12 protein-coding genes are annotated in these 13247 nt (G+C 63.7%); 7 read left to right on the top strand and 5 right to left on the bottom strand.

The genetic code is table 11. The features are described 5' to 3' along the window. Positions 1–36: 36 nt before the first annotated feature. The 3 genes from hisC to O4H53_RS02945 are packed head-to-tail and all read left to right on the top strand — an operon-like array spanning position 37 to position 2829. Positions 37–1128 carry a histidinol-phosphate transaminase gene (gene hisC / locus O4H53_RS02955; RefSeq protein ID WP_269361273.1) on the top strand — a complete coding sequence of 364 codons (1092 nt, stop codon included), beginning with the start codon at positions 37–39 and terminating at the stop codon, positions 1126–1128. After that, entirely contained in the window at positions 1121–2041 is a 921-nt protein-coding gene (locus O4H53_RS02950; protein WP_269361272.1) for a prephenate/arogenate dehydrogenase family protein, read from the top strand. The genes hisC and O4H53_RS02950 overlap by 8 nt, the downstream gene beginning before the upstream one ends. Further along, on the top strand, positions 2038–2829 hold the full coding sequence (locus O4H53_RS02945) for an extensin-like domain-containing protein (protein ID WP_269361270.1): 792 nt from the start codon (positions 2038–2040) through the stop codon (positions 2827–2829). The genes O4H53_RS02950 and O4H53_RS02945 overlap by 4 nt, the downstream gene beginning before the upstream one ends. Here O4H53_RS02945 and O4H53_RS02940 read toward each other — a convergent pair. Then, positions 2817–3833 (bottom strand): DUF2125 domain-containing protein, encoded by a 1017-nt coding sequence (locus tag O4H53_RS02940; protein ID WP_269361269.1) that lies wholly within the window; start codon positions 3831–3833, stop codon positions 2817–2819. The two genes, O4H53_RS02945 and O4H53_RS02940, sit on opposite strands and share 13 nt — an antisense overlap. A gap of 66 nt (positions 3834–3899) precedes the next feature. Here O4H53_RS02940 and O4H53_RS02935 point away from each other — a divergent pair, with 66 nt between their 5' ends. The 3 genes from O4H53_RS02935 to O4H53_RS02925 all read left to right on the top strand — a co-directional run bounded on the left by O4H53_RS02935 (position 3900) and on the right by O4H53_RS02925 (position 7577). Then, on the top strand, positions 3900–4430 hold the full coding sequence (locus O4H53_RS02935; protein WP_269361266.1) for a gamma-glutamylcyclotransferase: 531 nt from the start codon (positions 3900–3902) through the stop codon (positions 4428–4430). Between the two features lie 73 nt (positions 4431–4503). Continuing rightward, positions 4504–5700, top strand: a complete 1197-nt coding sequence (locus O4H53_RS02930; protein ID WP_269361265.1) for a biopolymer transporter ExbB — start codon at positions 4504–4506, stop codon at positions 5698–5700. Positions 5701–5702: 2 nt separating this feature from the next. Beyond that, on the top strand, positions 5703–7577 hold the full coding sequence (locus tag O4H53_RS02925) for a peptidoglycan -binding protein (RefSeq protein ID WP_269361263.1): 1875 nt from the start codon (positions 5703–5705) through the stop codon (positions 7575–7577). An 11-nt stretch (positions 7578–7588) separates the two neighbouring features. Here O4H53_RS02925 and O4H53_RS02920 read toward each other — a convergent pair whose 3' ends face one another. The 4 genes from O4H53_RS02920 to gloB all read right to left on the bottom strand — a co-directional run bounded on the left by O4H53_RS02920 (position 7589) and on the right by gloB (position 12428). Next, complete coding sequence (locus O4H53_RS02920; protein ID WP_269361262.1) at positions 7589–8566, bottom strand: M23 family metallopeptidase; 978 nt, start codon at positions 8564–8566, stop codon at positions 7589–7591. Between the two features lie 65 nt (positions 8567–8631). Further along, complete coding sequence (locus O4H53_RS02915) at positions 8632–8862, bottom strand: DUF2798 domain-containing protein (protein WP_269361261.1); 231 nt, start codon at positions 8860–8862, stop codon at positions 8632–8634. Positions 8863–9104: 242 nt separating this feature from the next. Further along, positions 9105–11426 carry an ATP-dependent Clp protease ATP-binding subunit ClpA gene (clpA, locus tag O4H53_RS02910; protein WP_269361259.1) on the bottom strand — a complete coding sequence of 774 codons (2322 nt, stop codon included), beginning with the start codon at positions 11424–11426 and terminating at the stop codon, positions 9105–9107. A gap of 234 nt (positions 11427–11660) precedes the next feature. Next, positions 11661–12428 carry a hydroxyacylglutathione hydrolase gene (gene gloB, locus O4H53_RS02905; RefSeq protein WP_269361258.1) on the bottom strand — a complete coding sequence of 256 codons (768 nt, stop codon included), beginning with the start codon at positions 12426–12428 and terminating at the stop codon, positions 11661–11663. Between the two features lie 64 nt (positions 12429–12492). On the opposite strand from gloB, the gene O4H53_RS02900 reads away from it, so the two are divergent. Further along, entirely contained in the window at positions 12493–13239 is a 747-nt protein-coding gene (locus O4H53_RS02900) for a methyltransferase domain-containing protein (protein ID WP_269361256.1), read from the top strand. Positions 13240–13247: the final 8 nt, after the last annotated feature.

Genomic DNA, 13247 nt, shown 5'->3' with positions numbered 1-13247 from the left:
CGCTAGAAGTTGGGCCATCATCATGGAGTGCGCCGCATGACACAGATAACGCCGCAGCCCGGCATCATGGATATCAAGCTCTACCAGGGCGGGGCCAGCCATGTGGCGGGCATCCAGAACGTGGTCAAGCTCAGCTCGAACGAGAATCCCCTGGGCCCCTCCGAAGCTGTGATGGAGGCCTTCCGCCGCGCGGCGTTCAGCCTGCATCGCTATCCGTCAACGGACCATGCCGGTCTGCGCCAGGCAATCGGGGAGGTCCTGGGCCTCGATCCCGACAACATCATCTGTGGCGCCGGTTCGGACGAGATCATCGCCTTTCTCTGCCAGGCCTATGCCGGGCCGGGGCGCGAGGTGATCCATACCGAACACGGTTTCGGCATGTACAAGATCAATGCGCTGGCGGCAGGTGCCACCCCGGTGGAGGTGAAAGAGCGCGAGCGGGTCACGGATGTGGACAATATCCTTGCCGCCTGCGGTCCCAAGACCGCGCTGGTCTTTATCGCCAACCCCAACAACCCGACCGGCACCATGATTGCGCCCGGCGAAGTTGCGCGGCTTGCGGAGGCCCTGCCACCGCAGGCGCTGCTGGTGCTTGACGGGGCCTATGCGGAATATGTCGATGGCTATGACGGCGGTGCCGCGCTGGTGGAGGCGCGCGAAAATGTCATCATGACGCGGACCTTCTCGAAGATTTACGGATTGGGCGGCCTGCGCATCGGCTGGGGCTATGGCCCGCGCCATGTCATCGACGTGCTGAACCGCATCCGGGGGCCGTTCAACCTGTCCCAGGCGGCGCTGACCGCGGCAGAGGCGGCCATCCGCGATGTGGCCTATGTGGATCACTGCAGGGCGGAAAACGCGCGCATGCGGACCTGGATGGCCGACGCGCTGGCCGAAATCGGCGTGCCGTCCGACGTGTCGCTGACCAATTTCGTGCTGGCCCGTTTCGCCAGCCCCGAAGAGGCTGCGGCCTGCAACGCACATCTGACGTCTCAGGGCCTGCTGGTGCGGCCTTCGGCCAGCTACAACCTGCCCAATTGCCTGCGGATTTCGGTGGGTGACGAACCCTCCTGCCGCCGGGTCGTGCATGCGGTGCGCCAGTTCAAGAACGGTGAGGCGGATGACTGAAGTCTATGACCGCGTGGCGCTGATCGGCCTTGGCCTGATCGCCTCCTCGATGGCATGGGCGATCAAACGGGGCGGATTGGCGCGCGAGGTCACCGGCTATGCCCGTTCCGCCGAGACCCGCAAGATCGCGCGCGAGATCGGTCTTTGTGACAGGATCTGCGACACCGCGCTTGAGGCGGTTGAAGGCGCGGATCTGGTCGTGCTTTGCGTTCCCGTGGGCGTGATGGGGGAGCTGGCGGCGGAAATCGCCCCGGCGCTGAAACCGGGGGCCACCGTCACCGATGTGGGATCGGTCAAGGCGGATGTCATCGCCCAGGTCGGACCGCATATTCCGCAAGATGTGCATTTTGTCCCGGGACACCCTCTGGCCGGGACCGAACACTCCGGCCCACGTGCGGGTTTTGCCGAGCTTTTCGAAAACCGCTGGTGCCTTCTGGTCCCGCCGGAGGGTACGGACCCGGAAGCCATCGCGAAACTGCGGCGGCTCTGGGAAGGTCTTGGTGCCAATGTCGACGAAATGGATGCGGAACATCATGATCTTGTGCTGGCGGTGACCAGCCATGCGCCACACCTGATCGCCTATACGATGGTGGGGGTCGCCGATGATCTGCGCCGGGTGACCGACAGCGAAGTCATCAAATATTCCGCCGGTGGTTTCCGCGACTTCACCCGCATCGCCGCCTCTGATCCGACCATGTGGCGCGACGTTTTCCTGTCGAACAAGGATGCGACGCTGGAAATCCTGGGCCGCTTCACCGAAGAATTGTTTGCGCTGCAACGGGCGATCCGACAGGGTGACGGGGCGCATCTGCACGATTACTTCACCCGGACCCGCGCGATCCGCAAAGGGATCATCGAGGCGGGTCAGGATACCGATGCGCCCGACTTCGGCCGGGGAGGGGGCAAGAAATGAAAGCGGCGGGGGCGGCATGTGTTCTGCTGGTTCTGGCCACGCTGGCCCAGGCCAGCGGCCCGAACACGTCGCTGCGCCCGGTCCCGCGCGAGGGCGGTGAGCCGGTTCAATCGGCACCGGTGGCCCCGGCCGGGCAGCCCGACGACACCATCATGACGCAGAATGTGCAGCCCGAAAGGAAGGGATTGTTCAAATCCCTGCGCCCCCTGTTCCGGTCCCGCAAAGTGGAAAAGACCGCCCGCACGCAGCGCGAAATGCTCAGGAAAGGCGCCGTCTGCGGTGATCTGGCAATTCAGGGCGAAGTCCTGGGCCGGGTCAAGGGCACGCAGAGCGGCTGCGGTGTGGACAATGCGGTGAAGGTGCGGTCGGTCTCGGGCGTAAAGCTCAGCACCGGCGCGGTGATGGATTGCACCACGGCCAATGCATTGAAAGCCTGGATGGAACGCGCGGCCAAGCCGGCCCTGTCCAGATCGGGTGGCGGTCTGAAAGGTGTCAGGGTGGCGGCGCATTACGCTTGCCGGGGGCGCAACAACCAGAAGGGCGCAAAGATATCGGAACACGGCAAGGGCCGGGCCATCGACATTTCGGGCTTTGTCCTGAACAACGGCACCGAGGTCAGCGTTTTGCAGGGGTGGAATGCGCGAACCTATTCCAAACCACTGCGCCAGATGCACAAGGCCGCCTGCGGGCCGTTCGGCACGGTGCTGGGCCCCAATGCCAACCGGTTTCATCGCGACCATTTTCATTTCGATACCGCGCGTTACCGGTCAGGCACCTATTGCCGCTGAACCTGTCGCAGCATGATGCGCGGCGCGGGTCCAAGCGCGACCGGGCCAAGCGCCATCTGCCCCTGCGCAAAGGCAAGGGTGATTTCGATATCGCCGTCCTGACCGCCGATATTGGCCAGCCCGCCCATCAGCAGCTGCACCTGATCGCGCTGGGCCGGGTCCAGCAGGCCTGAGGTTGCGGCGAGGTCGATCATCTCCTGCCATTGTGCCAGGCGCAGGGTCACATCACCGGTCGGCACACCGGCCGCGTCAATCGTAACCTGTCCATTGCCGGTCAGCGCCAGCGCGCCCCACCGCAGATCAAGCGCCTTGAGGTCCATCGCGCGCGGCTGTGCGGGCGGGCCTGTCAGCGCCTCCCGGTCCAGCGGCCTGTCAAACCGGATGGCGCCCTTCAGCGCAAAGCTGTCAAATGTGGCTGGCCAGTCACCGGTCAGGTTCAGAAGGTCGCGCAGGGCATCGCCCGGTGTCAGCGCTGCCGCCTCGACATCAATGGTATAGAGCGTTTCGGTTGCCGCATCCTGCTGTGCCGTCAGGGTCAGGGCCTCCGCGCGCAGCAAGGCGCCGTGCAAGGCCGAGAACTGCCATGCCGAGCTGTGCAGCGCCACACTTTCGAGTTGCAACGCGGTTCCCGGGCGCAGCCGCAACCGGGCGGCGGCATCCTGTGCCTGCAGGCTGAACTGCTGACCCGCAAGGGTGATGGTGATCGGCGTTTGCGGCAGCTCCAGCGTGACATAACCGGGCCAATAGGTCGGCGCCGACAGCGTGATCCGTTCCGCCGATACCGCATTCCCGTTGGCCGGGTCGGCCAGGGTCACCCCATGTGCCTGGCTGCGCAAATGCAGCGGAAAGCCGTTTTGTGTCAACTCGGCCTCTGCCTGCCACCCGACGGCGCGGCGGTCCTGCAGCCATGCCAGGGCCCCTTGCCGCAGGGCATAGCTGGCCCCGGCCCACCATGCAGACCAAAGCAGGGCGACGGATATGAGCAAAATCACCAAGCTGCGCATCAAGAGCCCCCTTTAACTCGACCCGATGATGCGGTTTACCGGGGGCAAAGCGAAAGGACCAGCCAGATGGAAATGTGGGTGTTCGGATATGGGTCCCTGTTGTGGAACCCGGGGTTCGAGGTTGCGGAAAGCGTGGTCGGCACTCTGCCGGGATATGCGCGGTCCTTCTGCATGCGCTCGATCCACCATCGCGGCAGCGAGGAATCTCCGGGACTGGTGCTGGCGCTGGACGAGCAGCCGGATCATGCCTGCACCGGCATCGCCCTGCGCGTGGCGCCGGGGCAGGAGGCGGCGACGCTGGCCTATCTGCGGGAGCGTGAGCTGATCTCCTCCGCCTATCTGGAAAAGAACCTGGACGTCGATCTGACCGATGGCAGGCGGGTCCGGGCCGTGGTCTATGTCATCGACGAAACCCACGACCAGTATTGTGGTGGTTTGCCGTTGGAGGAACAGGCGCAGATCATCGCGCGTGCGGTCGGGGGCCGGGGGCCCAATACCGAATACCTCTACAACACGGCCAGCCACCTGGCCGAGATCGGCCTGCACGACGCAGAACTGGATTGGCTGCACGAAAGGGTGAGGCATCTGACCTCATAATTACATGGCGCAACGCGGCAAATTCGGTATAAACACTGGTGAGAGCAGGAAAAAGGGTCAGGAGCCAAGCCTGATGGCGCAGCCAGACCGCGCGCAGACACCGCAATTCTCCCAGCCGGTGCGTCAGATTACACTGATGCTGGTGGTGCTGGCCCTGACCGCCGTCGGCGGCTTTATTGCGTTGCCTTCCGTGTTTCCGATCTTTGTGGCCAACCCCTATCTGAACGGGGTGATCGTCTTTGTCTTCGTCATCGGTGTGCTGGCCTGTTTCTATCAGGTCTTCCAGCTGATCGGTTCGGTCCGCTGGATCGAGAATTTCGCCTCGGACAAGCCCGACCCGGAAACAATGGCGCCGCAACTGCTGGCACCTCTGGCGCAGCTTTTGCGGACGCGCGGGGCGCGGATGCAGATCAGCGCAACATCGACACGCTCTATCCTGGATTCCGTTGCGACCCGCATCGACGAAGCACGGGAGATCACGCGTTATATTGTCAACATGCTGATTTTCCTCGGCCTTCTGGGGACTTTCTATGGGCTGGCCACGACCGTTCCGGCGGTGGTGGATACCATTCGCAGCCTGGCACCCTCCGAGGGCGAAGGGGGTGTCAATGTCTTCAACCGCCTGATGACAGGACTTGAGGCGCAGCTGGGCGGCATGGGCGTTGCCTTTGGCTCTTCCCTGCTGGGTCTGGCCGGGTCGCTGGTGGTGGGGCTGATTGAGCTTTTCGCAGGCCACGGACAGAACCGGTTTTATCAGGAACTCGAAGACTGGCTGAGTTCCATCACCCGCGTCGGTTTTTCTGCCGGGGATGATGCCACCAGCGATCAGCATATGATGGCGGGCGTGGTCGATCACATGGCAGAGCAGATGGAAAGCCTGCAGCAGATGTACACCCAGTCCGACATCAGCCGGTCCATGGTGGATGAAAAACTGGGCAAGCTGGCCGATGCGGTGGACCGGATGACAAACCGGATGGAACGGGGCGATAACTCTGCCAGCACGCTGGAGCGTATTGCAGAGGGGCAGGAGCGGCTGATCGCCACGCTGGAAAAGACGGGCGGCGACGGTATGGATGCCGAAAGCCGGATGCGCCTGCGGTCCATCGACGTGCAGATGCTGCGGATCCTGGAAGAGATTTCCGCCGGCCGTCAGGAAACCATGGCTGAACTGCGCCATGACATTTCGCTGCTGGCCAAGGCGGTATCGGGCGGGCGGCCCGCATCCGTGCCGCGCCGGATGCGCAGTCCCGAAACGCCGGATGAGAGCTGACCATGGCTTTGTCCCGGCGGACAGGAACGCGCTTCCAGGGGTCGATCTGGCCCGGCTTCGTGGATGCGATGACCGGTCTCTTGCTGGTTCTGATGTTCGTGCTGACCATCTTCATGGTGGTGCAATATGTCCTGACCGAACGGATCACCGGTCAGGAAAGCGAGTTGGACCAGCTTTCGGGTGAGGTTGCCGCCCTGGCCCGCGCGCTGGGGGTGGAGGAACGTTCCAACGCGCAGCTTGAGGCGCGTCTGGGCGCGCTTAACGCAACGCTGAATGATGCGCAGGAACAGGTCAACCAGCAGGCCGCCCTGATCGCATCCCTGACAAGCGAGCGCGACAGCCAGGCAACTGCACTGAAAGCTGCGCAGACCCGGATTACCGGGTTCGAGGCGCAGGTCGCCGCCCTGATCGCTGCACGCGACACTGCGCTGGGTCAGGTGGCGACACTGGAGGATTCGCAGGCCAGCTTGCAGGAACGTCAGGCGCAATTGCTGAGCGAACAGGAGGCGCTGAACCTCGCGCTGGCCAGCGCGCGCAATGAGGTGGATGCCCAGGCCGAAGCCGCGCGCCTTGCTGCCTCCCGCCGCGAGGCGCTGGATGCCCTGGTCGCGGACCTGCGGGCGCGCAACGCGGAGGCCGAGGGCCAGGTGGCCGACCTGACACAACAGGTTGCCGAGACCGAGGCAGCACTGAGCGAGGAAGAGGCCGCGCGGCTGGCCGAAGCGGCAGCAGCGGAAATGCTGCGCAACCGTCTGGAAAATGCGGATGCGGAACTGACGGCGATGACCCTGGCACTGGAGCAGCAACGCCGGGAGGCGGAGAAAACCCTGACCCTGCTGGCCGCGGCAAGGGCGGCGGAGGCGGATCTGGACAGCCGTCTGTCGCAGACCCTGCTCCGTTTGCAGGAGGCAGAAAAATCAATTTCCGAAGGCGAGGACGCGCAGGAGAACGCCGCGCGCCTGCGTGCGGAAATCGAAGCGCTGCGCGGGCGTCTTGATGAAACAAGTGCAGAGCTGACGGAAGAGCGCGACGACCTGCGCGCACAACTGGCACAGGCGTTGGCGGCAAAGCTGGCGGCGGAAACCCTGGCCGAGGATACAACAAGCGAGGCGGAAAAACGCGCGGCGCTGCTTGCGGCGGCGCGCTCGGCACTGGCCGAGGAAGAAGCCACAAGTGCTGCGGCCCAGCGGCAGACGGAATTGCTGAACCAGCAGGTTGCGGCCCTGCGCCAGCAATTGGGCGACCTTCAGGCCTTGCTGGACGATGCGGTGGCGCGGGATGCGGCGCAATCGGTGGAACTGCAATCGCTTGGGTCCGAACTGAACACCGCCCTGGCCCGCGTCGCGGCAGAGCAGCGCCGCCGTGCCGAGCTGGAAGCGGCAGAGCGCGCGCGGCTTGAGGCGCAGACCAAGGATCTTGAACAATACCGCTCCGAATTCTTCGGCCGCCTGCGGAACCTGCTGGGTGCGCAGGAGGGGGTACGGATCGAAGGGGACCGCTTCGTCTTTTCCTCAGAGGTGCTGTTTCCGCCCGGCGGGGCGGTGTTGTCGCCCGACGGTGAACGGGAGATTGCCAAGGTGGCGGGCATCCTGCGCGCCATCGCGGGCGACATCCCGTCCGAGATCAACTGGGTGATCCGGGTGGACGGCCACACCGACAACGTGCCGCTCTCCGGCCTGGGCGAATTCGCCGACAACTGGGAATTGTCTCAGGCGCGGGCGCTTTCGGTGGTGAAATACATGATCAGCGCTCAGGGAATCCCGCCCGACCGGCTGGCTGCGAACGGCTTTGGCCAGTATCAGCCTGTCGCCACCGGCGACAGCGAGGAAGCCCGCGCGCAGAACCGCCGGATCGAGCTGAAATTCACCGAGAAGTAACCCGGAGCCGATCAGCGCAGGGAAATCTCCGCAGTCATGCGGTCCACTGGCGCGCCGTCCCGGAGCAGCACCGCTGTGCCGGTATAACGCCCGGCAGGCCAGAGCGCGCTGCTGCGCCGTTTGCCGATTGCCCGGAATGCCTTGGCCTGGGTCTTGCTCAGCGTGATCTCGTCCGCGATGACCTGTCCGGCGGGGCCGGTCATCTCCAGCTGCAGGATATCGCCCGCGCGCGGGCCAAAGAAATAGGCGAAAACCACCAGCGCCGGGGCGTCCACGGGCAGGCTGTCCGAGGTGGCCTCTCCTGCTTTGACCTTTTGATAGTCGGGGACCGCGTCCGAGAACCCAAGATTCAGCAGCCCGCCGGGGCGGTAGGCGGGCGGGTCGGCCCAGAGCGTGCTGTCGCCGGGCGTGTCACAGCTCAGCGTGCCATCCGGATCGAAGGGATCAACCGAAGCGCCATCGGGATCGCGCACCGAAAGATGCACATGTGGAAAGGCGGCATTGCCGGACTGGCCGATCTGCCCCAGGACGGTGCCGGTTTCGACGGTCTGGTTCTGGCTGACGGCGACACTGCCCTGTTTGAGGTGGCAATACTGGGTCTGCCAGCCCCCCTCATGCCGGATCAGCACCCCGTTGCCGCATTCGCGCCCTGCAAGTTCGGCGCGGCGTTCGGGCGTATAACCAAGGTCATCCATCCCGTCGCGAACGCCCGCCACGACGCCGGGTGCAGCAGCGCGCACATCGACGCCCGAAGCCATATCCGCCAGGGTGGGCAGGGCGAAATCGGTTCCCTTGTGACCATCATAGGTCAGGCCCGCGCAGGTGAAATCCGTGGCGCCGGGGCCGGGATCGCGGTCCATATATTGCTGGATGTAGCAGGAGCGGGTGAGGTCGCAGTCGATTGGAGGCACCAGCCTCGGCTCCTGTGCCGTGGCTGGCAAGGCAAGGGCAATTGCAGAAAGAATGGTGCGGAAGAATGCAGGGGTCACGGCGCGCGCGGTCCTCGGATGGTTGTTTCGCTCAGCATAGACCGCGCGCACCGCTTGTCACGTACTCAGCGCCGCGGCAGCGCAATGTAGAGCGCAAGGCGGCGTATCACCGGGCCGGTCAGTGCAGCCAGCAGGAAGCCAAGGGGCCAGCCGATAGCCAGCCCGCGCAGCCAGGCCGCGAGCCATGCGGCACCGGGGCCAAGTGCCAGCAGGGTGAAGAACCCAGAGAAAAAGAGGGACATGACAAAGGACATCATCGCGCCAGTCAGGATCGCGATACGGGTTTCAGGTTTCATGGTCGTGCCTTTCGAAGAAGGCAGGCAAAGCACCTCGCAATTGGGCACCTGCCCGCCGTTGCGGGGTCAGGTGCCGTGGGTGCGTCTTTTCAACAAGGCCCGCCCGGATGGGGCGGTATCGGATGACCTGTCCGATCGGGGCCTCTTTTCGGCACCCAAGCATCCCACGGTTCTTCGATTCCAACAACCGGAAATGAAAAAGGCGCCCCGCAGGGCGCCTTTTGACTAGATCGTCGTGCCTGTCACTCGGCGGTCAGAAGCGGGGGCTTGTTGCCCGAAAGACGCTTGTTTTCCAGCCCCAGAACCTCGATCGTCAGTTCGTCCTTCTTGACGCCGACCTTGACGACACCACCCTTGGCCAGCTTGCCGAACAGCAGTTCTTCAGCCAGCGGCTTCTTGATGTGTTCCTGGATCACGCGGCCCAACGGGCGCGCACCCATCTTGTCGTCATAGCCCTTGTCGGCCAGCCATTCGGCGGCCTTCTTGCTGAGCTCGATGGTCACGTTGCGGTCCATCAGCTGTGCCTCAAGCTGCAGCACGAACTTCTCGACCACACGCAGGATCACCTCCTTGGGCAGCGGTGCAAAGCTGATCACCGCATCCAGACGGTTGCGGAATTCCGGCGTGAAGGTGCGTTCGATTGCCGCCGTATCCTCGCCTGTGCGGCGGTCGCGGCCAAATCCGATGGCTTCCTTGGCCTGTTCAGCGGCACCCGCGTTCGAGGTCATGATCAGCACCACATTACGGAAATCCACCGTCCGGCCGTTGTGGTCGGTCAGCTTGCCGTGGTCCATCACCTGCAACAGGATGTTGTAGACATCCGGGTGCGCCTTTTCCATCTCGTCCAGCAGCAGCACGCAATGCGGGTGCTGGTCGACACCATCGGTCAGCATGCCGCCCTGGTCAAAGCCGACATAGCCCGGAGGCGCGCCGATCAGGCGGGAGACCGCGTGTTTCTCCATGTATTCCGACATGTCGAAGCGCAGCAGTTCCACGCCCAGCGTATCCGCCAGCTGTTTGGCCACCTCGGTCTTGCCGACACCGGTCGGCCCGGCAAAGAGATAGTTGCCGATGGGCTTTTCTGGTTCGCGCAGGCCCGCACGGGCCAGCTTGATGGCAGAGGACAGCGCCTCGATCGCCTTGTCCTGGCCAAAGACCACGCGTTTGAGCGAGGCTTCCAGATCCTTCAGCACCACAACATCGTCCTTGGATACGTTCTTGGGCGGGATGCGGGCGATCTTGGCCACGACGGCTTCGACCTCCTTGGTGCCGATGGTCTTGCGGCGCTTGGAGGCAGCGACCAGATGCTGGGCTGCACCGGCCTCATCAATGACGTCGATGGCCGAATCCGGCAGCTTGCGGTCGTTGATATAGCGGTGTGCCAGTTCCACCGACGTCTTGATCGCGTCGGAGGTATATTTGACCGAGTGGTGATCCTCGAAATAGGGTTTCAGGCCCCGCAGGATCTTCACCGCGTCATCGACCGAAGGTTCGTTCACGTCGATCTTCTGGAACCGGCGGCTCAGCGCGCGGTCCTTTTCGAAGTGCTGGCGGAACTCCTTGTAGGTGGTGGAGCCCATGGTGCGCAGCTTGCCCCCCTGAAGCGCGGGCTTCAGCAGGTTGGAGGCATCCATCGCACCGCCCGAGGTCGCGCCCGCACCGATCACGGTGTGAATCTCGTCGATGAAAAGGACGGCGTCCTTATGCGCCTCAAGTTCCGAAACCACGGCTTTCAACCGTTCCTCGAAATCGCCGCGATACCGGGTTCCGGCCAGCAACGCGCCCATGTCGAGCGAATAGATGGTGGTCTTGGAGAGCACTTCCGGCGTCTCGCCAGCGACGATCTTGCGCGCGAGCCCTTCGGCGATGGCGGTCTTGCCCACACCGGGGTCGCCCACCAGAAGCGGGTTGTTCTTGCGGCGGCGGCACAGCACCTGAATGCAACGCTCCACTTCGGCCTCGCGGCCAATCAGCGGGTCGATGTCGCCCTCACGCGACTTGGCGTTGAGGTCCACGCAATACTTGGCGAGTGCGGATTCCTTCTTGTCGCCCTCGGTCACGCCCTGGGGTTCTTCCTCATGCTCCGGCGCGCCGGCCACCGGGCGCTGCTCGCCATAGGCGGGGTCCTTGGCCACGCCATGCGCGATGTAGTTGACCGCGTCGTAGCGGGTCATGTCCTGCTCCTGCAGGAAATAGGCGGCGTTTGATTCACGTTCCGCAAAGATGGCGACCAGCACATTCGCGCCCGTCACCTCGGTCCGGCCGGACGACTGGACATGGATTGCGGCACGCTGGATCACGCGCTGGAAGGCGGCTGTCGGCACGGCTTCGGAACCGTCGACATCGGTGACAAGGTTGCTCAGGTCCTCGTCCACGAATTCGACCAGCGTGTCGCGCAGTTCGGAAACATCGACTGAACATGCCTTCATCACCTGGACGGCATCGGGTTCGTCGATCAGGGCCAGCAAAAGGTGTTCCAGAGTCGCGAATTCGTGGCGGCGGGCATTGGCCAGGGCCAGCGCTGCATGAATTGCTTGCTCAAGCGTATTCGAGAATGAAGGCACGAGGTGCTCCTTTTCGATCGGGGTCGGCAGGGGGCTGTGGAATAACAGGGCCCCGGTCCGACCATGGCCTCATAGTATTAGAGTTTGGTTGATCATGGCCCGGCTTCAAGCATTTTCTTGAAAATTCTCTTCACAAAGACCGTGATAGCGTTGTTTTGGCGTCAGATGCGGCAGGTTTGCTGACGGATCGGAGCGGTCCAGGGCATTGCACATGCAACGCAGCGGCGCGCCCGATCAGAAATTGTCCTTGCGCTTGCGAATTTCGGCAAAGACGTCGCTGTCCGAAGCGTCTGGCATCCCCAGGTTCGCGCGAATGCCGGGGTCGGCGGGGCGCAGGAAGGGATTGGTTTGGAGTTCGGTTGAGAGTTGCGATGGTACCGTTGGCTGACCCTTGGCACGGGCGTCCTCAACGGCCTTGGCCCTTGATATAAGAGCGTCATTCTGCGGATCAACAGTCAGCGCAAATTTTGCGTTGGATGCGGTGTATTCATGCCCTGAACAGATGGTCGTATCGCCGGGCAGTTTCATCAGTTTCTGCATGGAATCCCACATTTGCGGGGGCGTTCCTTCAAACAGGCGGCCACAGCCAAGCGCCATCAGGCTGTCGGCAGTAAAGGCGGCGCTGGCACCCGGCACATAAAAGGCAATATGGCCAACCGTGTGGCCCGATACATCCAGGATATGCGCGGTGAGGCTGCCCAGCTTGACGGTATCGCCTTCCTTTACCGGGACATTGAGCTCCGGCATCCGGTGGGCGTCGGCCGCCGCACCCACGACAGAGGCGTGGTGATCCGCCAGCAGGTCGGCAAGCCCATCGACGTGGTCCCAGTGATGGTGCGTCAGCCACACCTGCGACAGGGTCCAGCCGTGATCCTCAAGCGCCGCCTTGATCGGGCCTGCTTCGGGCACGTCGATGCAGGCAGTCTCGCCGGTGGCTTCGTCATGCAGCAGGTATGCATAGTTGTCGGACAGGCAGGGAATTGTAATCAGATCAAAGGGCATGGTGTATTCCTCTCTCCTGTTGGTAAGGTCAGGGCCAGAGTGACATTCACGACGATGGGCTGCAATGCATCTTGATGTTCAGGACCTGCGTAATTTCTACTACCGCAGCACGTTGGGGCGTGCGGCGCAGAAATCCCTGCGCACCCGGATGCTGGGGCTGTGGCCGGAGGCCAAGGGCCAGACCGTGGTGGGCTTCGGCTTTGCCGCGCCGCTGCTGCGCCCCTACCTGAGCGATGCGCGACGGGTGATGACGCTGATGCCAGGACCGCAGGGGGTGATGCCCTGGCCTGCGGGCATGCCGAATACCTCCGTATTGACCGAGGAAACGCTCTGGCCGATCGAGACCGGGCATGTGGACAAGCTGGTGTTGCTGCACGGACTGGAAACGTCAGAGCGGCCCTCGGACTTGCTGGAGGAATGCTGGCGGGTGCTGGGGCCGGGGGGCAAGGCGCTATTCATCGTGCCGAACCGCGCCGGGCTTTGGGCGCGGCGGGACCGGACGCCTTTCGGGTATGGGCGACCCTATTCGCCGGGGCAGCTCGACGCGCAGCTGCGCAAGCATCAGTTTCTGCCTGAGCGCCAGGTCGGCGCGCTTTACCAGATCCCCTCGCAGCAACGTATCTGGATGAAATCCTCCGGCCTGTTCGAACGGATCGGTCGGCACGTGCCGACCATCTTTGCCGGGGGCGCATTCATGGTTGAGGCCACAAAGCTGGTCTATCCGCCCAAGGGCCGGACGCAAAGGAACCGCAAGCGCATCAGCGTGCTGGACGGGCTCACCGAGCCCGCCGTGAGCAGCGCCCGGACCTAGGGGTCTGA

The sequence above is a fragment of the Sulfitobacter sp. G21635-S1 genome, assembly GCF_027213915.1.
Classification (GTDB): Bacteria; Pseudomonadota; Alphaproteobacteria; order Rhodobacterales; family Rhodobacteraceae; genus Sulfitobacter.
Note: the sequence above shows the minus strand (reverse complement) of the source record. Positions and strands in the feature narration are given on the sequence as shown.